Consider the following 20,175-nt stretch of genomic DNA (forward strand, 5'->3'; position numbering starts at 1 on the left):
TCAGGACCGAGCAATCACCCAATGCCATGCGCCAAAGTGTCACCAAGTGCGAAATGACCATAAAAGTTTCATTCTAAGGGCTTCCCCCTATTCCGCAAACCTGTAAAATTCTGACCGCTAACCAGTCCACTCAGAGAGAGAAAATGTATGTCTGTTATTGACGCCTTGAAGCAACGGGTCTCAACCCGCGCCTTTCTAGACAAGCCCGTGGCAGAAGACACCCTGAGAGCTATTTTCACCGAGGCTCAGCAGTCACCGTCCAATTGTAACGTGCAACCCTGGCAAACCTACGTGGTTTCTGGTGCAAAAAAAGACCAGCTGAAAGACAAGTTGCTCTCGGTCCTCATGAATGGCGCGCCCCCAACACCGGACTTCGACTGGGAAGTCCGCTATGAAGGCATCCACCGTGACAGACAATTTGGTGCGGCCAACACTCTGTACACCGCCATGGGCATCGAACGCAGCGACAAGCAGGCCCGTCAAATGGCCATGGCTCGTAACTGGACCTTTTTTGACGCGCCACATGTGGCCTTCTTCACCATGGACAAATACCTCAACATTATGGGGGCGGTGGATATCGGTATTTATGCCCAAACCCTGTCCTTACTGATGGCCGAGCACGGTCTGGCGAGTTGCATGCAAGGCGCCCTGGGACAGTTCCCCCAGCCGGTCAGAGAAATACTCGAGCTACCGGAAGAGCGCGGCATCCTGTTTGGCATGTCCTTCGGCTATGCCGATGAAACGGCGGACGTCAATCGGGCTCGCACCAGCCGTGAACCGCTGGAAGCCTCTGTGCAGTTTTTGAGCTGATCATTGTGCGCTACTAACGGCGGACATTGTTATTAGGCGGTCATCATTTGGCAGTGATAACGCATTGTTGAAGCAACAACGTTTTATCACTGTCTGTACTGAAAGGCCGGTCAACGCCAACAACGGCTGATTGCCTCCTTCGCACGGCCTCCGTTGAAAAGAACTGAATTTGGGTTTTGGGTTCTATTTACACCGTCGGTATCCAATCCCTCTTTTTCACCATCGCCATCCTTAAAATGTTTTCACCACGACCCCGACTTTTCAAATCACTCTGATATACTCCCACCCGGAATTTCACCCACTCAATAATCCAGATCCCAAATATGTCCGAAAAGAGCTTCACTGCCCCGCGTTATTGGCCTGTCTGGCTGATGATTGCCCTGATGTACCTGTCTGCAAAGCTGCCCTGGAGGGCCCAGTACCAGCTGGCGAAAGGCTTGAGTGCACTGCTGTACCTCTTTGCCAGACATCGCAGGAACATCATTGCCGTTAATTTGAAACTGTGTTTTCCCGAGTGGGATGAAGCAACCCACAAACGAAAGGTCAAAGAGACTCTGTTCAACAACACGCTGGGCTTCATTGAAACCAGCAATGTCTACTACTGCCCCATCGAACGCTACCGCGACAAGGTCACCATACATGGCCAGGACATTCTCGAAGCCGCTAAAGCCAAGGGAAAAGGTGTCCTGCTGTTGGGCGCTCATTACAGCCACCTAGACCTCGGTGGCGCTCTGGTGTCTCTCATCTGCGAGCCCTATGCCATCTATCGTCCCAATGATAACCCCTTAATCAACCAGCAGATTGTTAAAGGGCGCTTACGGTTCATGAAAGACATCATTAACCGGGCTGACATGCGTGGCATCATGAGGGCGCTCAAGAACAATGCCATCGTTTGGTATCCACCGGACCAGGATTACGGCAAACGCCACACCGTGTACGCCCCTTTTTTTGGCGTTAACGCTGCCACCATTACGTCCACCACCCGCTTGTCCAACTTCAACCAGTCAGAGGTGGTGATGCTGTCGTGGTACCGGAAGGGTGCCCGAGAAGAATACGAGTTAGCCTTCAGCAAAGCCCCGGAAGGTTTCCCCAGCGGCGACGATACCATTGATGCCACCCTGATCAACAAAGCCCTGGAAGACGGTATCCGGCAAGCCCCGACCCAATACATGTGGACCCATCGCCGTTTTAAAACCCAGCCAGACGGCAAAGGTAAGCTCTATAAATAAACTGAAATCGCTTTAATCAAACAGGAAAGCTCTCAAATAAACTGCAAAACCTTTCCAATAGGGGCGTAGCTGCAGGCCAAAGGGATTACATTCGGGCTTTGGTTTTAGCCGTCGCCACGGCCTCCAGTGGATTGTCAGGCCACGGATGCTTGGGGTATCGACCTTTCATTTCCTTTTTAACGGCCTGGTAACTCCCCTGCCAAAAGCCCGCCAAATCCTGAGTCACCTGGAGCGGCCGCCTGGCCGGAGACAACAGGTGGACCATCAATTTCACCCGCCCCCCTGCCACCGCTGGAGTATCCACACAGCCAAACATCTCTTGCAGCTTGACTGCCAACACCGGTGGGCTTTGGGTATAATCAATGGCAATACGCGCCCCGGAAGGCACTGCAAACCTTTGCGGGGCTTGCTCATCCAGCTGTTGAGGCAAAGGCCACGGTAACAGACCGTGCAGCATTGCCGTCACATCCAGCGCCTTAAAATGATTGAGTTTGCTTATTTTGGCCACTTCCGCAGCGCTCAGGTAGGGCTCAAGCCACACAGAAAGACTCTGCAACAAGCCCGTATCACTGACATCAGGCCAGGGGTTAGGAAGGTCAGTGCAATACGAGCGCATCAACTGAACTCGCGCACGCCACTGCATTAATTCAACCGGCCATTCAAACAGGTCCAGCCCACGCCGTTGCACCAACCCCGCCAGCGCCTGACGACGCTCTGCAGCTGTAATGGCCTCCAGGGGTTGCCGCTCTATCACCAGCCGGCCAATTTTTCGCTCCCGCTCTGCTCGGAGCTTACCAGCTCGCTCATCCCACTCGACACAGACTTTTTCTTCAATTTGCCCAGCAAAATACCTATCGAGAAGTTCAGGATTTAATGCCGCCGCCAAATAGATGCGGTCGCTGCTACGCCCCTGCTGGCCACCAACCGAGGCCACGGCCAGCCACGATTGCTTCCCCAGAGAATCCTGCTCGATAAAATCGGCAGAACGACCGTTACTCAACTGATAACTCATTCGATTACCCGACCTTTGCCTGGCAATGCGATCTGGGTAGGCAAATGCCAGCAGCAAACCGACAGCAGTTTCGGCGCCTGGATGAGGCAAGCTTTCAACGCTAATGGACGTCAGTAAACGTTCGAAGTGCTGCTGTTGTTGCTTCAGCCTGGCGACAACCCCTTTCTGAGAGCGCTCCACGACTCGGTCACCACGCAACAGCTCCAACCGCAGCTGAACATCAACCCCGGCGCCCGACACAAAGTCCCGCTCCGACAACACAGCCGCCAGCTCAGCCCCCAATCGGGTCTGTCCAATGCTTTTCGCCTTGACCATCAAGTGAGCCAACCTGGGATGGGCCGGCAACCTCAGCATGGCGTCTCCCATCGCTGTAAGCCGCCATCGCCGCGGCTCGGTGGCATCAATCTGTTCGGCTGCCCCCAGCTGTTGAAGTAACTCTAACGCCTGTTGATAGGGGGCTGGTGCAGGCGATTCCAGCCAATCCAGCTCAGAAAGCTCGCTCACCCCCCAGTTCAGCAGCTGCAGCGCCAATGGCGACAGATCGGCCTGGTGAATTTCAGGAGGCGTAAACGCTGCCAGTTCATTCTGCTGACTTTCAGCCCACAGACGATAACAAACGCCCTGCTCCAACCGCCCCGCCCGGCCGCAACGTTGCGTCGCTGAGGCTTTAGAGACACGCTGTGTTGCCAGGCGGGTCATACCGGTATTCGGGTCAAACGCAGGCAAGCGACTCAACCCCGAGTCTACCACCACCCTGACACCTTCTATGGTCAAACTGGTCTCCGCAATACTGGTCGCCAACACCACTTTACGACTATCGGCCTGGCAGGGAGCAATCGCACGGCGCTGTTCAGCCAGGCTTAAATCACCATACAGTGGGCACAATAACAGACTCTCGCTGCCCCCCAGTTTGCCCTGCAACTGACGGTAGACCTGACGGATTTCCCCCTGCCCCGGCAGAAAGACCAAAACACTCCCCGCCTGCTCTTCCAAAGCCTGCATCACGGTTGCAACCACTCGCTCTGCAATTCTCTCGCCATACCGATAGGGAGCCCCATAGCGAAGTTCGACCGGGAACATTTTGCCTTCGCTGCGCACGACCGGTGCCTGGTGGAGGAATTCACTGACTCGCTGACCATCGAGCGTTGCCGACATAATCAGCAGCTTGAGCGGCTGTTCACGCACGTCACCAAACAGCAATCGACCTTGCAGTGTCAGCGCCAGGCCTAAATCCGCATCCAGACTGCGCTCATGAAATTCATCAAAAATAACCAGCCCAACCCCCTCCAGCGAAGGATCAGCCTGCAATAAACGCGTCAGAATCCCCTCGGTCACCACTTCGATGCGGGTGTTGGGGCCGACCCTGGAATCCAGCCGCACACGATAGCCCACGGTTTCGCCAACCGCCTCACCCAGAGTCTGCGCCATACGTTCTGCCGCCGCTCGTGCGGCCAAACGGCGCGGCTCCAGCATGAGAATTTTCTGCCCTTGCAGCCAGGGCTCGCTGAGAAGCGACAACGGGACCTGGGTTGTTTTGCCCGCTCCCGGGGGCGCCTCCAGCACCACCTCATCCCGCGTCTGCAGGGCAGATTCAAGTTCAGAAATGATATCCAGAATGGGGAGTTTTACAGTCATGAACAGCTCTATGCGGGGAAATAGGGATACGGATACGGAAAACAATCCGATATTTTACGCGGTCACTCGAGAAAACATACCTTTTAATCGCCGGCTTTAAGCTGCCGCTATCGCAAAGTTATGCTAACCCTCTACTCCTCCTCTCTAGGGCCTTATAATATCGTCCACCGGATATAACAAATACAACCAACAAGGACAACTATGCGTACCCAACATTTGCCCAGGACCATAACCCGCATCCTCAACACCGCTTCTGCCCTGGTACTTCTCGGCAGCCTCAGCCAAATGGCTCTGGCGAGTGACCGCCGATTGGCAGAGGAAAACCAAGCCGTCAAGGAAAACGCAAAACGCAATGTGATTCTGATTATTGGTGACGGGATGGACGACAACCAGATCACCATTGCCCGCAACTACTTAAAAGGGGCCCGCGGCAAGTTACAACTGGACCATTTACCCCTGCGAAGTACTTCCCAGGTGATTACCGTCGACGAAGAGCAGCCGGATCTTCCGATCTATGTGGCCGATTCTGCCAACAGCGCCACCTCCATGGCAACCGGTGTCGCTACCAGCCGCGGGCGAATCTCCACCACCGCGGGGGATGACCAGGACCTGACCACCATTGCCGAGCTTGCCAAAGCGGGCGGGTATGCCACCGGCATTGTCTCCACCGCAGACGTCGCCGATGCCACTCCCGCGGTGTTTATCAGTCATATTGCCTTACGAGGCTGTAAAGGCCCCAGTGACATGCAACCTACAGAGAACACGCCAAGCTGGTCGAACCTCGAGGCTTGTGTCAACGATCAGATTGCCAGGGGTGGCAAGGGCTCCATCGCGCAACAGATAGCCACCGGCAATACGGACATTGTGCTGGGGGGCGGTTCCAGTCACTTTGATCAAACGGCGGAAAGCAGTGACCTGACGCTGCTGGCCCTGGCCCGCAAGCATGGCTATCAAACGGTGAGCAGCGCCGAGGAATTACCCGGACTGGAGACCTCCCAAAAAGTACTGGGGCTGTTTGCACCGAGCAACCTGCCCACGATCTGGCAGGGTGAAAAAGGTCGTATTGCCGAAAAACCAAGCCCCAGTTTGCTTAACAGGCTGGACTGGCGCCTTGGCAGTGTGGAGTTACCAGAGCCCATGCGCTGCGAAAAAAATCCTCAATTCGGTAGCACGCCTACCCTCAAACAACTAACCGATACGGCACTGAAGCATCTGGCGGCCCAGGATGGTGAGGGCTTTTTCCTGATGATCGAATCCGCATCGATCGACAAGCAATCCCACGCGCGCAACCCCTGCGGCAGCATTGGTGAGCTGGAGCAGCTGGAAGACGCATTAATTAGCGCCCTGGCATTTGCCGAACAGGAGCCGGAAACCCTCATTCTGGTGACTGCCGATCATGGGCAAGCTGCCCAGCTGAAGCCTAACATCAGTCTCTTTGCGCACGGTGGCATAGCCGTTTATACACCAGGGCATGTGGCTCGTCTCATCACGCCAGAAAACCAGATCATGGCCGTTAACTACGCCACCAATGATTTTCCCTATGAAGAGCACACTGGGGTAAATGTCCCGCTTTACAGTAACCAGCAGGGCCTGGGTAGAATCGCCCCAATGGTGACTCAGCCAGAAATTTTTAACATTATGGCACAATATCTGAACTTGCCAGCAGCGCCCAGCAAACCCGCTGCACAATAAACTCAGCGCCTCTTTTTCGACGTCGCTAACGGTTACGCATCGCGATCTGTCACGACGTCGCCATCAGACGACGTCACTGGTTGATCGACACACGGCTGCAGAGAATTTTATCAAACCCTATGCCGGAAAAGTCTGGCGTTTAAAAACCTTGAACCCTTTAAGGGTATCCATAAAAGTCTTTGAAAGAGCTCATCGCTACAACCGTGCGCCTAAAAACCATAGTGTTTGGCTCTTTCTGACAGCCAACCGCTGTGCTGAAGCTGTGCCAGTCGATCATTCACAAAAGCTCGGGTCTTTTCACTGAGGTCGTTGCTCATCAGCAACGTTATTTGGGTGGGCGGCACAACCTGTTTTAACGGGAAAAAGCGGTATTGCTCGGCAGCGACCCCCAGGCGCTGCATAGCAAAACGAATTCTCGCGGCATTCTCCATGAAGTAAACGGCCCGGCCTGCCTTTAACATTTTAACGGCAGACACATGATCACTGGTCCGTAAATAAGTCAGCCCGAACTGATCCTGGAAATTCAGCGCGCCGGGGTATTTAAAACCCCGCAACCAGATGACTTCCTGGCCATTCAAGCTGTGAAGATCGAGTTCCTGTTCGCCCCGGTCATCGGCGTAGACAAGGGATAATGGGTAGTGAATCAGGTCAACCTCCGCGAATGTCGCGTGATCCCAGACCCCTTCTTGTTCCCAGGAGCGCAACGCATAGGCGATCCATCGTTTGACCTCCCCGTATTGCATCTCTCTTTTGATGCGTTTCAACGGCCTGATAATGGTCGTTAACTCATAGGGAGCGTTGCGAAAAATCTCATGCACTACGTCTGTAACCAAGCCTTCACCGATGCCACTTTGATTCAGAATTTGCAGGGGTTCACCGGCGCTGCCGTACACCAGATAATGGATAGTTTCAGCCGGGTCCGGCGACAGCTGATGGTCAACCACGACATCATTCAGTAAAGGTGTTTTCACTTGCGTAGCCAAAACACAGGAACTGAACAACATCACGATGGCGCAATACGTCACCAGCCGCAAACAATCTGTTACAGGTGTCAGACATCGCGTTACCGGTAGCTGACACAACAACCACTGGCGGGGGACGAAGAGAGAAGGAGTGTTCCTCACCATCAGGCGAATGCTCTGGAATAACCGCCCAATCTAACTCATCAGTGAAGATCACAGGCGCTTAATCAAAAAGCCGAAAACAATCCTTATTTCCAGCGAGGACGCCCAATATGTCAAAAATAAACTGCAGACTCAAGAGCAACCCACTTCCCAGGCAGGAAGTAATGAACAATAACTGCCAACCATAAAAAAACACCGCCTGAATAAAGCGGTGTTTTTGAAGGTGAGTTCTCACAGCTGTACCAGAACGCTCACCGTTTAGGGTGAAGCGCAAAGAGGCTGGCAAGACCACACCGAGTCCCGAGGATGGTTCGGGTTACAGCACTTCGAACAAGCCCGCTGCGCCCATGCCGCCACCGACACACATGGTCACGACCACATATTTAACTCCGCGACGCTTACCTTCGATCAGGGCATGCATCACCATACGAGCACCGCTCATGCCATAGGGATGGCCAATAGAAATTGCACCACCATTGACGTTGAGGCGATCGTTAGGAATACCCAGCTTATCGCGACAGTAGATCACCTGAACCGCGAAGGCTTCGTTCAGCTCCCACAAGCCAATGTCGTCCATTTTCAGACCGGTACGTTGCAGCAACTTGGGAATGGCAAAGACCGGACCGATGCCCATCTCATCAGGTTCGCAGCCGGCCACAGCCATACCACGATACACACCCAACGGCGCCAGACCTCGCTGCTCGGCCAGCTGACTGTCCATCAGCACAACCGCTGCCGCGCCATCGGACAACTGAGAGGCGTTGCCACCCGTGATAGAACCGCCTTCACGAACAGCTTTCAGCCCCGACAGACCTTCCAGATTAGTGCCCGGACGGTTACCTTCGTCTTTGGCCAGAGTCACTTGCTCTTCGCTGACCGCACCGGTTTCTTTGTCCTGCACCAGTTTGGTCGCAGTGACTGGCACGATTTCATCATCAAACTTGCCAGCTTCTTGTGCGGCAGCAGTGCGAGTCTGGGACTGAACCGCATATTCATCCTGAGCCTCACGGGAAATACTGTAGCGGTTTGCCACCACCTCAGCCGTATCCAGCATGGGCATGTGAATGTTGGGAGCATGCGCGATGGCTTTTGGATCAACCATGCGAGACAGGTTCATTTTGTCGTTTTGAACCAGACTGATGGATTCACAGCCACCGGCCAACACAACCGGAGCGCCATCCATCACAATTTGCTTGGCAGCCGTGGCAATGGACATCAGACCAGATGAGCACTGACGATCAAGGCTCATCCCGGATACAGTCACTGGCAGACCAGATGCCATGACAACCTGACGGCCGATGTTGTAACCCTGTGAGCCCTGCTGCAAGGCAGCCCCCCAAATACAATCATCAATTTCGGCGGGATCAACACCTGCACGCTTTACCGCTGCCTCAATGGCAAAAGATGAAAGGCTTGGAGATTCCAGGTTATTGAATGCACCACGGTAAGCTCGGCCAATCGGGGTACGAGCTGCTGAAACAATCACTGCTTCTTTCATATCGAAATCCTTAATTTCTCTCTGGAAGTATCTATAAGCTTCTATAGATGCGATTAATGACCATCAAGCTGGCTAGAGAAATCAGCCAGCCGATGTGCATCATGAATTTATTTCTGGGACTGAACGTACTGCATGGCCTTGGTCAGGAATTTTTCAGTCTGCTTCGACCCGGACTCAAGCTCGCTTTGCTTGGAGGTGTCGCTCACACCATCCCACTTAGCGAGAACAGCTTCAGGGCTCTGCTCTTCTTTTGGAATAAACACACCGTCAGTTTCGAACAAACGGGTTGAAGCGTAACCGCCAGCACCAGCACACAGAATGAAACGGTTTGGAGCATCTTCATGCACCAGAGTCAAGGCACCAGCAGTCACGGCTTCAGGCTGCAACATTGCCAAAATTTCTGGTGGCATCAGATCTTCAGTCATGCGGGTTGCCGCTGTAGGAGCCAGAGCATTAACACGGATGTCGTACTTCGCCCCCTCCAAAACCAGGGTATTCATGAAACCCAGCACCGCCATTTTGGCGGCACCGTAGTTGGTTTGACCGAAATTACCGTACATGCCGGAAGACGATGTGGTCATAACAATTCGACCGTAATTTTGCTCGCGCATAATGTCCCATACCGCTTTGGTACAGTTCACACTGCCCATAACGTGGACATCCATCACCAATTGGAAGTCAGCAATTTCCATTTTGGCGAAGCTTTTATCACGCAGGATGCCGGCGTTGTTAATCAGGATATCAACGCGCCCCCACTTATCCATGGTTTGCTTAACCATGTCTTGCACTTCACTGAAATTAGCAACGTTGGCACCGTGAGCCAGAGCTTCGCCACCCATCTCTTCAATCAGAGCAACAACTTCTTTAGCTGCATCGGAGGAGTTACCGCTACCATCACGGGCTCCACCCAGATCGTTAACGACAACCTTGGCACCACGACGAGCTAATTCAAGCGCATGTGAACGCCCCAAGCCATTACCGGCACCAGTAACAATCGCAACGCGACCTTCAAAGCTAACAGACATAATTTACTTCCTTCTTAACAAATTCAGATCTGGATAGAGGTAGCTTAAGCCACCATTTGCATGCCAATCCACACCGCTTTAAGTGCAGGCTTTTCCACACCTTCGATTTCAATGGTCACTTCAGTCTTGGTAACAAACTGACCAGGATTCTTTTCGACAATCTCCAGATTCTTAGCCCGTGCACGAATACGGCTATTCACTTTTACCGGAGAGAGGAAACGTACGGAATCGAAGCCGTAGTTTATCCCCATGTAGACACCCTCAATGGCCATACCAAACTCTTCAGAGAAATGAGACAGCATGGACAGAGACAAAAAGCCATGAGCAATAGTAGTGCCAAAAGGTGTTTCCTTGGCTTTTTCCGGATCTACATGGATAAATTGATGATCATGAGTACAGTCAGCAAACTGGTCAATCTGATCCTGAGTAACGGTAAACCATTCCGTTGGTTCAGACTCACGGCCAATGTATTGCTCAATTTCATCTTTCTTGATCAGCATAATACTCTCTCACTTATTGTTGTGGGTTAAAAAATCAAAACCGTGCCAAAAGCTTAAAACCACTCTTCCTGCATTTCATAAGTAGTGTCGTCCAGATCACAAAGAATCTTCGACCAGACATTAATTTCAGGCAGTTCAAAACGATAGAAGTATTTAAGAGCCTGTAATTTACCCTTATAAAACTTCTGATCATCTTCATGTGGATTTCCGGCCAGAGCTTTACTGGCAACAATACCCTGCTTCAACCAGATCCAGGCGACAACCACATTGCCAAACAGCTCCAGATACTTCACAGAGTTTGCCAATGCCAGATCGATGTTCTTCTCAGCCATGGCGCCCAACAGCACTTCAGTTGTGCTTTTCAGTGTTTGAATCGCCTCTGTCAGCTCTTTGGCAAAACCGGCAACGGCAGCATCTGTAGAGGCTTCATTAATGGTTTTCTCCATTTCGGCGAGACAGGCCTGATAACCAGCCATGCCACCCATTGGCACCTTGCGCGCCAATAAATCGAGAGACTGAACCCCATAGGTACCTTCATGAATCGGATTGAGGCGGTTGTCGCGGTAGAACATCTCCACCGGATGCTCGTTGATATAACCGTGACCACCCAACACCTGAATCGCCAGGCTGTTGGCGCGGGGGCCATATTCTGAAGGCCATGACTTAATGATTGGCGTGAGGAAATCCAGCAACAAGTGGGCCTTTTGACGCTCCTCTTCCGTCGGTGCAGTACGCTCATCGTCCGACAGTTGAGCGCCCAGCAGGCAAAGTGCGTAAGCCCCTTCGGCATAGGCCTTTTGGGCTAACAACATACGGCGCACATCCGGGTGCTGGATGATATTGACGGGGGGCGACTGAGGGTCTTTACACGATGCCAAACGCCCCTGAGGCCGCTCTCGAGCGTAATCCAGAGAGTATTGGTAACCGGTCATGGCGGTCACGGCCGCAGCGGTCCCGACCATCACCCGCGCTTCATTCATCATATGAAACATGTAACGCAAGCCCTGATTCTCTTCGCCCACCAGATAGGCAACCGCTCCGTCTTTTTCGCCAAAGCTCATCGCACAGGATGTCTGCCCCCGGCCGCCCATTTTGTGGAACAATCCCGCCAGCCAAACATCGTTGCGCGCCCCCAGAGAGCCGTCATCATTGACCAGAAACTTCGGCACGATGAACAAGGAGATGCCTTTCACACCTTTGGGAGCACCTTTAACGCGCGCCAACACCAGGTGGACAATGTTCTCATTCAGTTCATGGTCGCCACCGGAGATAAAAATTTTGTTGCCCGCAACGCGATAAGTACCGTCACCATGGGCCGTGGCACTGGTGGTTAAATCGGCCAGTCCGGAGCCGGCACTGGGTTCCGTCATCGCCATGGTGCCGGCGAAACGGCCTTCTCGCATAGGCGTAACCCACTTTTCAATTTGCTCTGGGGTTCCGTGGGCTTCGATGAGATTGCAGTTGGCGTTGGTGAGTCCGGTGTAACCCATCATGGTGCCCCCGGCGGCGGACAGGAACGCGCCAGTTGCATTCGCAGCAATACGCGGAAGCTGCATACCCCCCAGCTCATAATCGGCGGTGGGACAGGACAGTCCCGACTCAATCACAGCCTGAACGGCTGTCTTGATCTCGGGCAACATGTGAACGTTTTGACCGTCGAAAGTGGGCTCATTGGTGTCGACTTTCTGGCGGATGGGCAGAAAATACTTTTCGGCAACCGTGCGTGCGGTCTCCATGGCTGCGTTGAAGGTTTCACGACTGTGGTCTGCGTAGCGGGGGCGCTGTGTCATGGCCTCGGCATCAAAGAGCTCATACAGCATAAATTCAAGATCGCGGGCATTCAGAACGGGAGCTACCACGGTTATCACCTCATCATTGTCTTAGTTATGGCTGCTATTGTGCCGCTGTGGACCCGTGCCCACCATGACATGACATGTCAGGATAAACCCCTATACAATGCAGTCCTTGCATCTGCTGTTGGCACCTGAATATTGACGACTTACAGAAACACGGCACTTCGTATACAGTTCCCTACTGATAAGAAACGGCCTATTTACACCGCACCCAATAATACGACTGAATAAACAGAGAGAATGTCAGTATGGCAGAGAGTTCCGTTGAGCCGACGTTTGGGCATTTCCTCCGATTCTGGAGAAATGTCCACAAACTCAGTCAAGAGGAATTGGCCCATCGCCTGAACAGTTCCCCGCGCCACATCAGCCGGCTGGAAAACGGCAGCAGCCGTCCCAGTGAAACCATGATTGAAGACATTGCGCAGGCCATGAGCATGGGAGAACGGGACCGAAATCACCTGCGTATCGCGGCAGGTTACAGCCCGCAGCAGCAGCACACCGACTTCCATGCCCCGCAATTCAAATGGCTGCGTAAGGCCATGCGACTCACCTTACGCGCCATGGACCCCTACCCCACGACCTTGATGGACAGCGCAGGCAGTATCCTGATGGTGAACCGGGCCTGGGTCGGTTTTTATCGAACCACCATTCCGGCGGCCCAGTTGGATAAAGTCACCAACCACTTCGACTTCCTCTTCAGCCGACAGGGGGCCGGGACCATATTAAGCGGCTGGGAAGATACGCTGTCGATGATTGTCATGTCGCTCAAACAAGACCTGATGTTTAATGAATCACCGGAGAAGGTCATCATTCTCGAAAAGCTGCTGAACAACCCCAAGGTCCCAGACGATTGGGCCCAGAGGGCCGCAAAACTGGAGCCTATGGCCAGCTTTCGAGTCCAGGCGGATTATCAGGGCGCCCTGCGGCGTTTTTACAGTGTCAGCCAGATTGTCGGTGCCCACGGCCCGACAGCTTATCTGTCAGAGCCCAAGCTCACGATCAGCACCCTCTACCCGGAAGATGACGACCTGGATGTGTCAGGTCTGGCCGAAGGCAACCTGAGCCACCCGCTGCTTTTATACTGAGGCCCGCTTCAAACTAAAGAACCTTGCTGCCAGGGCTGACAGCGAACGGCAACCACTGACGCACATAACACCTTCTGACCGGATGAGTTCGACCACAACAGATTCCAACTTCATGTTTGTTAACAACGTAAGGGAAAGGCCCACATTATGGACCCCATCACCCAAGGTGTTTTAGGCGGGATCATCGCCCAGACCAAGAGCAACCCCAAAGACCTGGCCAAAGCCGCTACTTTGGGAGCCCTGGCAGGCATGGCGCCAGACCTGGACGTGCTGATCCGCTCACCGGGCGACCCACTGCTGGCACTGGAATACCACCGGCACTTTACCCACTCCCTGTTTTTCACCCCTTTTGGGGGGCTTATCTGTGCCCTGGTCCTGCACCCGCTTTTGGGCCGGCGCTGGGGGCTGTCCTGGTGGCAGACCTTGATGTGGTGCTGGCTGGGCTATGCCACTCACGGACTGCTCGACGCCTGCACCAGCTATGGCACCCAACTCCTCTGGCCTGTGAGCCAAAAAAGGTTCGCCTGGGACACCATCTCCGTTATAGACCCGTTAATTACAATTCCCATGCTGGCGCTTACCCTGCTGGCGTCGCGCTTCAAACGAAAAACCTATGCCTACTGCGGTATTCTGTGGGGTGCTGTCTATATGGGGCTGGCTTATGTTCAGCACGAGCGCGCCCTCGCCCTGGGTCACCAACTGGCGCAGCAACGGGGGCACGCCCCCCTCAGGCTGGAGGCCAAACCCAGCTTCGCCAATATCGTGGTCTGGAAAATCGTTTACGAAACCGAGGATCATTTCTACGTCGACGCGGTCAATCCCGGCTTGAGGCAACCCACCCTCTGGCCCGGTGACGATATCGCCAAGCTGAATACCCGGCGCGACCTTCCCTGGCTCACACCCGGCTCCCAACAAGCGAACGACATTGAACGCTTCCGCTGGTTTTCCGACGGCTACATCGCACAGGACAAACAGAACCCTTTTCAGGTGGTAGACATTCGATACTCCATGCTGCCCCAACAGATTGCCCCCCTGTGGGGTATCCGTCTCTCCCCCGATGCCAGTCCCCAGGAGTTCGCCGAGTATTACACCCAGCGGGACAACAGCGGGTTGGCGCTGAAGCGTTTAATCCGCATGATGTTTGCACCTCATCCCCAGCAATGACGCTCTGGAGAACTTCCATCATCTGCTGTGAAACGGTAAAATTCGCGGCTATTTAGCAATCCAGCTTTTCGATAACGCGAGTATTCGAGACTTTTAATAAGACAACCGGGATCACACCATGGGCAGAGCCTATCAAAACCGCAAAGACTCCATGGCCAAGACGGCCGATCAAAAATCCAAGGTATACAGCAAGTACGGACGTGAAATTTACGTCTGCGCCAAAAAAGGTGGTATTGACCCCGACGGCAACCTGGCACTGCGCGGTTTGATTGATCGTGCCAAAAAAGATCAGGTGCCCGCTCACGTTATTGACAAAGCGATAGAAAAGGCCAAAGGCGGTGGCGGTGAAGATTTCGACATCGCCCGTTACGAAGGTTTTGGCCCCGGCAACTGCATGGTGATCGTTGAGTGCCTGACCGACAACCCAAACCGCACGTTTGGCGATGTGCGCCAATGTTTCACCAAAACCAAAACCAAGATAGGCACCCAGGGCTCCGTCAGCCACATGTTTGATCAGTCCGCTATTTTTGTCTACCCGGGCGATGACGAAGAGGCCGTACTGGAAGCGTTAATGATGGACGATGTGGATGTCACGGACATCGAGTGCGAAGACGGCATGATCACTATTTTTGCACCGCACACGGAGTTTTTTAAAGCCAAACAGGCCCTGAACAATGCCTTCGGTGAAATAGATTTTGAAGTTGCCGAGATTCAGTTTGTGCCACAAACCACCACCCCGATCGAAAGCGATGATGTTGAGATGTTTGAGAAATTCCTCGACATGCTCAATGATGTGGACGATGTACAGCGCGTGTACCATAACGCCGAAATCTAATGGCTGGCATGCTTTCAGTAACCAACTGAAACACGTATAAACAGAACGGGCGCTAATAGCGCCTGTTTTTGTTCAAATGCTTCTGAAGAGGCAACAATGCAACCACTCCACAGCACTCACTGCGACTTAAGGCCCCGCAGATACAGACCCAGCCCTCTGAATCCCACACCAGCTCGGATATACGCAAGTTTGGCCCTCTGAAGAGAGAACGGTAAGCATGGTACATGTTGTATGCCTTGCCCTTGCTGAAAAGCACCGAGTTATGCCCAGGAACACATAAAACTGCCTGGACGCAAACCCTCGTCAGGCAAAACGCTACGATGTTCTCTCATGCGGATTTTTAGTCAATCACACCAACGACTGGCAAACCGGCATTTCCGACAATGATGCATTAAAGGATTGCCCCCACTTTCCTGCCCATATCTATCTCTCTGTGAAATCCCTTGCACAGCACTTAGTTCATATATAAACTAATATACTTCACATGTGAACTATAAACACAAACGACCACCAAGAATCTTTACTAAAAGGAATTAAGTATGAGCCAGTTCTTATCGATGTTTCAGCAAATGGGGAGCAAGGAGTTTTCTCAAGGTATAGGGGCCTTAGCACCCTACTTCTCGACTATTGATCCTGAAGTGTCGGATTATCGCCCGAGTTACTGTGAAATGAACCTTCGCAATCAGGTAAAAGTCCAGAATCACCTGGGAAGTATTCATGCTATAGCGATATGTAATGCCGCAGAATTAGTCGCCGGCCTGGCCACAGACGCATCCATTCCAGCCAATGCACGCTGGATTGCACAAGCCATGAATGTTCAATATCTGGCGAAAGCCAAAACTGATTTGAAGGTTGTCTGCGATGCCGCACACATAAATTTTTCTCTCCCTGGGGAAGTCACTGTTCCTGTCGCCGCATATGACTTCGCAGGAACCAAGTGCTTCAACGCAGAGATTACGATGAATATTAAACATGCGGGCTGAACGTTCGGACCGTTAAACCTATTTATCTCATCGAGAGGATGAGATAAATAGAATGTCATTCGCATCAAACAGATTTACGAAAATTCTTTAATCAAGTTGTTCAGAAATTTTGTCACGACATCAATCTCCGTCGTCGACATGCCTGCCGTTAACTTTTTATTAAGCTCTCCAATAAGAGGAAAAACTTCCGGTAACTTGGCCTGACCTTTTGCGGATAGATACAAACGAGAAGCTCGGCCATCTTCTGGGCAGATTTTTCGATCAATCAGATCATTTTTCATCATCCGCCCCACCAGACCGGTTACAGCAGATTGATTCAATCCGGTGGCTTCCGATAAGGCCTTTTGCAGACACCCCTCATTAGTGGCAATAAACATCAACGCCGCAGACTGGGTAACCGACAAGCCTATCCTTTTTTCACTCTCTGCGTCGGCATATTTAAACACCCGATGCTGAGCGATATTCATCAGATAAAATAATCGCTTGTCCATTGCTGTCGCCATTTACTTCACCCACAAAGTATTGAGTGTATTGATGCCGAATAAAGGATTCAAATACTTTCTGGAGCATTTCAAAGAAGAACAACAATGAAACAGCTATCCGTATCGTTTAACCCGGGGAAACACTGCTGTTCATCGTCCCTCAATTCCCCTACCATTGCGCACCATATTGGCGCACGACCCTGTGTCATCAAAAACCTTCACAGCGGCAAAGCGTTTATTTCAGGTACGTCTATGAAACATCAGCGTTGGTATCACGAACTGAGAAAGCTGTTGGGCATTGGCCACAACACCACAAGCCATCGGGAAAAATTACTGGCGGCCACCGGCGCCCTTCTCAGTATCTCTGCGGTTTACTGGCTCACGGCTCAAGCCGATTCCGGCATTATTACCGATCATGCCGGAATCCTGATCGTGGCTTCCATGGGAGCCAGTGCTGTACTGCTGTTTGCCGTACCTCACGGAGCCCTGTCACAACCCTGGGCTGTCTTCGGTGGCCAGTTTATCTCCGCCATCATTGGCGTGACCTGTCAGAAGCTGCTACCCGAGGGGTATATTGCAGCCGGCGCTGCTGTCGGTCTCGCCGTGGGGGCTATGTATTATCTGCGCTGTATTCACCCACCCGGTGGTGCAACGGCTCTCAGCGCGGTGATTGGTGGCAGCAGCGTTCATGCACTGGGATACGAGTACGTATTGTTTCCGGTCATGTTGAATGTCACTGCCCTGTTGTTTATTGCGGTGCTGTTCAACCTGTTTTTTCCCTGGCGTCGCTACCCGGAGCATTGGGCACGTCAGTACATCACCCCGCCAATATCAAAGCCCTCAGACCGTGAAGTTGAACTGACACAGGAAGACTTTGCCGCTGCCATGCACGAGCTGGACTCCTTTTTTGATATCACCACAGAAAGCCTGACGAGCCTGCTTGAGCTGGCAAAACAGCACGCTGATCAGAAGATTGACCATCCGGAGCACATCATCGCCGGCCGCTATTACAGCAATGGCAAGCTGGGTGCCTTATGGAGCATTCGCCAAGTGGTAGACGCTGCCAACAACAAAGAGGGAGCCAAAGACAAGGTGATCTACAAAGTCATTGAAGGCGACGGCGACTATGAAACCGGCATCTGCCAACGCGAGGAGTTTCGTCAATGGGCTCGATTTGAAGTGCGCCAACACAATGGACGCTGGATTAAGCAGTTGGATGACTAGCTTCTGAAAGACAGATCTACAAAAAAGCGGCCTTAAGCCGCTTTTTTGTAGATCTGGACAATAAACCCAAACTTAATTTTTACGACGCGGTCCTTTAGCCCGAAGACGCTGAACCTGACGTTCACGTTCCTGATCTTTTTGACGGGAAGTCGGACTTGGCTTGGGTGGCTCAACACCCGCAGTCAGGCACAACTCCTTCACTTCACGGTAGTTCAGCTCAATCCACTGTCCCACACGCACGTGTGAAGGAATGAAAATATTCCCGTAACGCACTCGCTTCAGGCGGCTGACTTTAACCCCCTGAGATTCCCACAGACGGCGCACTTCGCGATTGCGACCTTCCATCACCACACAATAAAACCAGGCGTTGCTGCCATCACCCGAGCCATCAACGATGTCCGTGAAACGCGCTTTGCCGTCGTCCAGAAGAACCCCTTCTTTCAGGCGCTTCTTCATGTCATCGTCTACGTCACCCTGAACACGCACCAGGTATTCACGATCAATCATCGACGATGGATGCATCAATTTATTCGCCAGTTCGCCATCATTGGTGAACAGCAACAAACCACTGGTGTTGAAATCCAGACGGCCCACCGAAATCCAGCGCTCACCCTTGATCTCCGGCAAACGCTCGTAAACGGTTTTGCGCCCTTCCGGGTCCGACCGGGAGCAAATTTCACCCTCTGGCTTATTGTAAAGCAGCACACGAATCGGTGTACTTTCTGGCGGTGTCAGCTTTAACCGGCGCCCATCCACGACCACTCTATCACTCATGCTGACCCGGTCGCCCAGCTGAGCAACCTTACCGTTAACTTCTACCCGGCCAGCAGCAATCACCCGCTCCATTTCTCGGCGGGACCCCACGCCTTCGCGGGCTAGAACTTTCTGTAACTTTTCGTCGTTTTCCATATCTCTCTTATGTCAGCTCAGTCGGTTTCGTCAAAAACTGAAGCTGCGTTACTGGGAGCGAACAAGCTGTCTCTCCCCTGGGTTGTGTCTTCGCTTTCGAGCTCTGCGTCTGGCTCGGAAAGTGAATCGTCAAAGCCTTCCGGAGCTTCACCCGCCAGGACTTTTTCAAACGAGGATCGCTCATCATCCTCATCATCAAGCGTATCCGCATCACTGATGTGCGCTTCGGCCAGCTCAGCCTCCGTCATGCCCTCTTCTTCAAAGGCAGATTCTTCCGCCAGTTCTTCCACCCTGGTTACTGACTCACTGGCGTCTGGAGAGTCAGTAATGCCTTCTGCAGCTGACGGCTCGTGGCTCTGCAGGGTGCTTTCGGCCTGCGGTTCACTCTGCTCCTGGTTCGCTGCCGGTTGTTGTTCAGTCAGCTCTTCGGGTCCGTCCGCCCCCTGATCAGCACTGGCTTTTAGCGCTGCGGGAATATCGCCGCCCAGATCCAGCTCTTTATTAAAGTCTTCCAGATCCTTGATCTCCCCAAGGGAAGGCAACTCTTCAAGGCTTTTCAAATTAAAATAGTCTAAAAACTGGCGTGTGGTGGCATACAATGATGGACGACCCGGAACATCCCGGTGCCCAACAGCTTTGACCCACTCACGCTCAACCAGCGTTTTAATGATGTGTGAACTGACGGCCACACCGCGAATCTCTTCGATATCTCCCCGGGTAATGGGTTGGCGGTAAGCAATCAGGGCCAACGTCTCAAGCAGAGCCCGAGAATACTTTTGGGGTTTTTCATCCCACAACCGGTTTACCCAAGGCGCCGTTTCTTCACGTACCTGAAAACGCCAACCACTGGCAATAAGCTTTAATTCAAAGCCACGTCCCTGACAATCCGCCTGAATCTCTTCCAGCGTTGCCAGTACTTCTTCTTTTGAGGGCGCTGTCTCTTCTTCAGGAAAGAGTGTTATTAGCTTCTCAACCGTCAATGGCTGCCCTGCAGCCATTAACGCACCCTCTAATATCTGACGAAGTAATTGTTTTTCAAGGCTCATTAAACTTACTACCTGATAAATTTGCCGGTGTCTCAGCCAACCACCGCCTAGTCCCGTTAATTGTTATAT

Annotated in this window: 17 protein-coding genes; 8 read left to right on the top strand and 9 right to left on the bottom strand. The window is 52.7% G+C overall.

Annotated features, from left to right (window positions below; genetic code table 11):
- The first annotated feature begins 147 nt into the window (after window positions 1–147).
- Complete coding sequence (locus G8770_RS08500; protein WP_167184704.1) at window positions 148–810, top strand: nitroreductase family protein; 663 nt, start codon at window positions 148–150, stop codon at window positions 808–810.
- A 323-nt stretch (window positions 811–1,133) separates the two neighbouring features.
- Window positions 1,134–2,039: an LpxL/LpxP family Kdo(2)-lipid IV(A) lauroyl/palmitoleoyl acyltransferase gene (gene lpxL / locus G8770_RS08505; protein WP_167184707.1), complete on the top strand. Its 906-nt coding sequence runs from the start codon at window positions 1,134–1,136 to the stop codon at window positions 2,037–2,039.
- 85 nt (window positions 2,040–2,124) lie between these two features.
- Here lpxL and hrpB read toward each other — a convergent pair whose 3' ends face one another.
- A complete protein-coding gene (gene hrpB, locus G8770_RS08510; RefSeq protein WP_167184710.1) occupies window positions 2,125–4,686 on the bottom strand; it encodes an ATP-dependent helicase HrpB in 2,562 nt (853 codons plus the stop codon).
- Between the two features lie 201 nt (window positions 4,687–4,887).
- On the opposite strand from hrpB, the gene G8770_RS08515 reads away from it, so the two are divergent.
- Window positions 4,888–6,378, top strand: coding sequence for an alkaline phosphatase (locus G8770_RS08515; RefSeq protein ID WP_167184713.1), 1,491 nt, complete (start codon window positions 4,888–4,890; stop codon window positions 6,376–6,378).
- 209 nt (window positions 6,379–6,587) lie between these two features.
- Here the strand turns inward: G8770_RS08515 and G8770_RS08520 are convergent, their stop codons facing one another.
- The 5 genes from G8770_RS08520 to G8770_RS08540 form a co-directional block, all read right to left on the bottom strand.
- Complete coding sequence (locus tag G8770_RS08520) at window positions 6,588–7,349, bottom strand: hypothetical protein (RefSeq protein ID WP_167184716.1); 762 nt, start codon at window positions 7,347–7,349, stop codon at window positions 6,588–6,590.
- 469 nt (window positions 7,350–7,818) lie between these two features.
- Window positions 7,819–9,000, bottom strand: a complete 1,182-nt coding sequence (locus tag G8770_RS08525; protein WP_167184719.1) for an acetyl-CoA C-acyltransferase — start codon at window positions 8,998–9,000, stop codon at window positions 7,819–7,821.
- 107 nt (window positions 9,001–9,107) lie between these two features.
- Window positions 9,108–10,025 (bottom strand): SDR family NAD(P)-dependent oxidoreductase, encoded by a 918-nt coding sequence (locus G8770_RS08530; protein ID WP_167184722.1) that lies wholly within the window; start codon window positions 10,023–10,025, stop codon window positions 9,108–9,110.
- A 44-nt stretch (window positions 10,026–10,069) separates the two neighbouring features.
- Complete coding sequence (locus tag G8770_RS08535; protein ID WP_208022124.1) at window positions 10,070–10,525, bottom strand: MaoC family dehydratase; 456 nt, start codon at window positions 10,523–10,525, stop codon at window positions 10,070–10,072.
- A 53-nt stretch (window positions 10,526–10,578) separates the two neighbouring features.
- Complete coding sequence (locus G8770_RS08540) at window positions 10,579–12,384, bottom strand: acyl-CoA dehydrogenase C-terminal domain-containing protein (RefSeq protein WP_167184724.1); 1,806 nt, start codon at window positions 12,382–12,384, stop codon at window positions 10,579–10,581.
- A 242-nt stretch (window positions 12,385–12,626) separates the two neighbouring features.
- On the opposite strand from G8770_RS08540, the gene G8770_RS08545 reads away from it, so the two are divergent.
- The 4 genes from G8770_RS08545 (at window position 12,627) to G8770_RS08560 (ending at window position 16,445) form a co-directional block, all read left to right on the top strand.
- On the top strand, window positions 12,627–13,463 hold the full coding sequence (locus G8770_RS08545) for a helix-turn-helix domain-containing protein (RefSeq protein WP_167184727.1): 837 nt from the start codon (window positions 12,627–12,629) through the stop codon (window positions 13,461–13,463).
- Between the two features lie 147 nt (window positions 13,464–13,610).
- Window positions 13,611–14,627 carry a metal-dependent hydrolase gene (locus G8770_RS08550; RefSeq protein ID WP_167184729.1) on the top strand — a complete coding sequence of 339 codons (1,017 nt, stop codon included), beginning with the start codon at window positions 13,611–13,613 and terminating at the stop codon, window positions 14,625–14,627.
- 118 nt (window positions 14,628–14,745) lie between these two features.
- Window positions 14,746–15,462, top strand: coding sequence for a YebC/PmpR family DNA-binding transcriptional regulator (locus G8770_RS08555; RefSeq protein ID WP_167184732.1), 717 nt, complete (start codon window positions 14,746–14,748; stop codon window positions 15,460–15,462).
- A gap of 539 nt (window positions 15,463–16,001) precedes the next feature.
- Window positions 16,002–16,445: a hotdog fold domain-containing protein gene (locus G8770_RS08560; RefSeq protein WP_167184735.1), complete on the top strand. Its 444-nt coding sequence runs from the start codon at window positions 16,002–16,004 to the stop codon at window positions 16,443–16,445.
- A gap of 74 nt (window positions 16,446–16,519) precedes the next feature.
- Here G8770_RS08560 and G8770_RS08565 read toward each other — a convergent pair whose 3' ends face one another.
- On the bottom strand, window positions 16,520–16,948 hold the full coding sequence (locus G8770_RS08565) for a MarR family winged helix-turn-helix transcriptional regulator (protein WP_243760326.1): 429 nt from the start codon (window positions 16,946–16,948) through the stop codon (window positions 16,520–16,522).
- A 231-nt stretch (window positions 16,949–17,179) separates the two neighbouring features.
- On the opposite strand from G8770_RS08565, the gene G8770_RS08570 reads away from it, so the two are divergent.
- Window positions 17,180–18,151, top strand: coding sequence for an HPP family protein (locus tag G8770_RS08570; protein ID WP_167184738.1), 972 nt, complete (start codon window positions 17,180–17,182; stop codon window positions 18,149–18,151).
- Window positions 18,152–18,223: 72 nt separating this feature from the next.
- On the opposite strand, the gene rluB is transcribed toward G8770_RS08570, so the two are convergent.
- Together rluB and scpB are read right to left on the bottom strand one after the other, a co-directional pair.
- On the bottom strand, window positions 18,224–19,060 hold the full coding sequence (gene rluB / locus G8770_RS08575) for a 23S rRNA pseudouridine(2605) synthase RluB (RefSeq protein WP_167184741.1): 837 nt from the start codon (window positions 19,058–19,060) through the stop codon (window positions 18,224–18,226).
- Window positions 19,061–19,077: 17 nt separating this feature from the next.
- A complete protein-coding gene (gene scpB, locus G8770_RS08580) occupies window positions 19,078–20,106 on the bottom strand; it encodes an SMC-Scp complex subunit ScpB (RefSeq protein ID WP_167184744.1) in 1,029 nt (342 codons plus the stop codon).
- Window positions 20,107–20,175: the final 69 nt, after the last annotated feature.

It is taken from the genome of Pseudomaricurvus hydrocarbonicus, from assembly GCF_011602365.1.
Taxonomy (GTDB): domain Bacteria; phylum Pseudomonadota; class Gammaproteobacteria; order Pseudomonadales; family Cellvibrionaceae; genus Pseudomaricurvus; species Pseudomaricurvus hydrocarbonicus.

Coding starts and splice junctions, on each gene's coding strand:
- G8770_RS08500 (WP_167184704.1), top strand. CDS start 148: ATGTCTGTTATTGACGCCTTGAAGCAACGGGTCTCAACCCGCGCCTTT.
- lpxL (WP_167184707.1), top strand. CDS start 1,134: ATGTCCGAAAAGAGCTTCACTGCCCCGCGTTATTGGCCTGTCTGGCTG.
- hrpB (WP_167184710.1), bottom strand. CDS start 4,686: ATGACTGTAAAACTCCCCATTCTGGATATCATTTCTGAACTTGAATCT.
- G8770_RS08515 (WP_167184713.1), top strand. CDS start 4,888: ATGCGTACCCAACATTTGCCCAGGACCATAACCCGCATCCTCAACACC.
- G8770_RS08525 (WP_167184719.1), bottom strand. CDS start 9,000: ATGAAAGAAGCAGTGATTGTTTCAGCAGCTCGTACCCCGATTGGCCGA.
- G8770_RS08530 (WP_167184722.1), bottom strand. CDS start 10,025: ATGTCTGTTAGCTTTGAAGGTCGCGTTGCGATTGTTACTGGTGCCGGT.
- G8770_RS08535 (WP_208022124.1), bottom strand. CDS start 10,525: ATGCTGATCAAGAAAGATGAAATTGAGCAATACATTGGCCGTGAGTCT.
- G8770_RS08545 (WP_167184727.1), top strand. CDS start 12,627: ATGGCAGAGAGTTCCGTTGAGCCGACGTTTGGGCATTTCCTCCGATTC.
- G8770_RS08550 (WP_167184729.1), top strand. CDS start 13,611: ATGGACCCCATCACCCAAGGTGTTTTAGGCGGGATCATCGCCCAGACC.
- G8770_RS08555 (WP_167184732.1), top strand. CDS start 14,746: ATGGGCAGAGCCTATCAAAACCGCAAAGACTCCATGGCCAAGACGGCC.
- G8770_RS08560 (WP_167184735.1), top strand. CDS start 16,002: ATGAGCCAGTTCTTATCGATGTTTCAGCAAATGGGGAGCAAGGAGTTT.
- G8770_RS08565 (WP_243760326.1), bottom strand. CDS start 16,948: ATGGCGACAGCAATGGACAAGCGATTATTTTATCTGATGAATATCGCT.
- G8770_RS08570 (WP_167184738.1), top strand. CDS start 17,180: ATGAAACATCAGCGTTGGTATCACGAACTGAGAAAGCTGTTGGGCATT.
- rluB (WP_167184741.1), bottom strand. CDS start 19,060: ATGGAAAACGACGAAAAGTTACAGAAAGTTCTAGCCCGCGAAGGCGTG.
- scpB (WP_167184744.1), bottom strand. CDS start 20,106: ATGAGCCTTGAAAAACAATTACTTCGTCAGATATTAGAGGGTGCGTTA.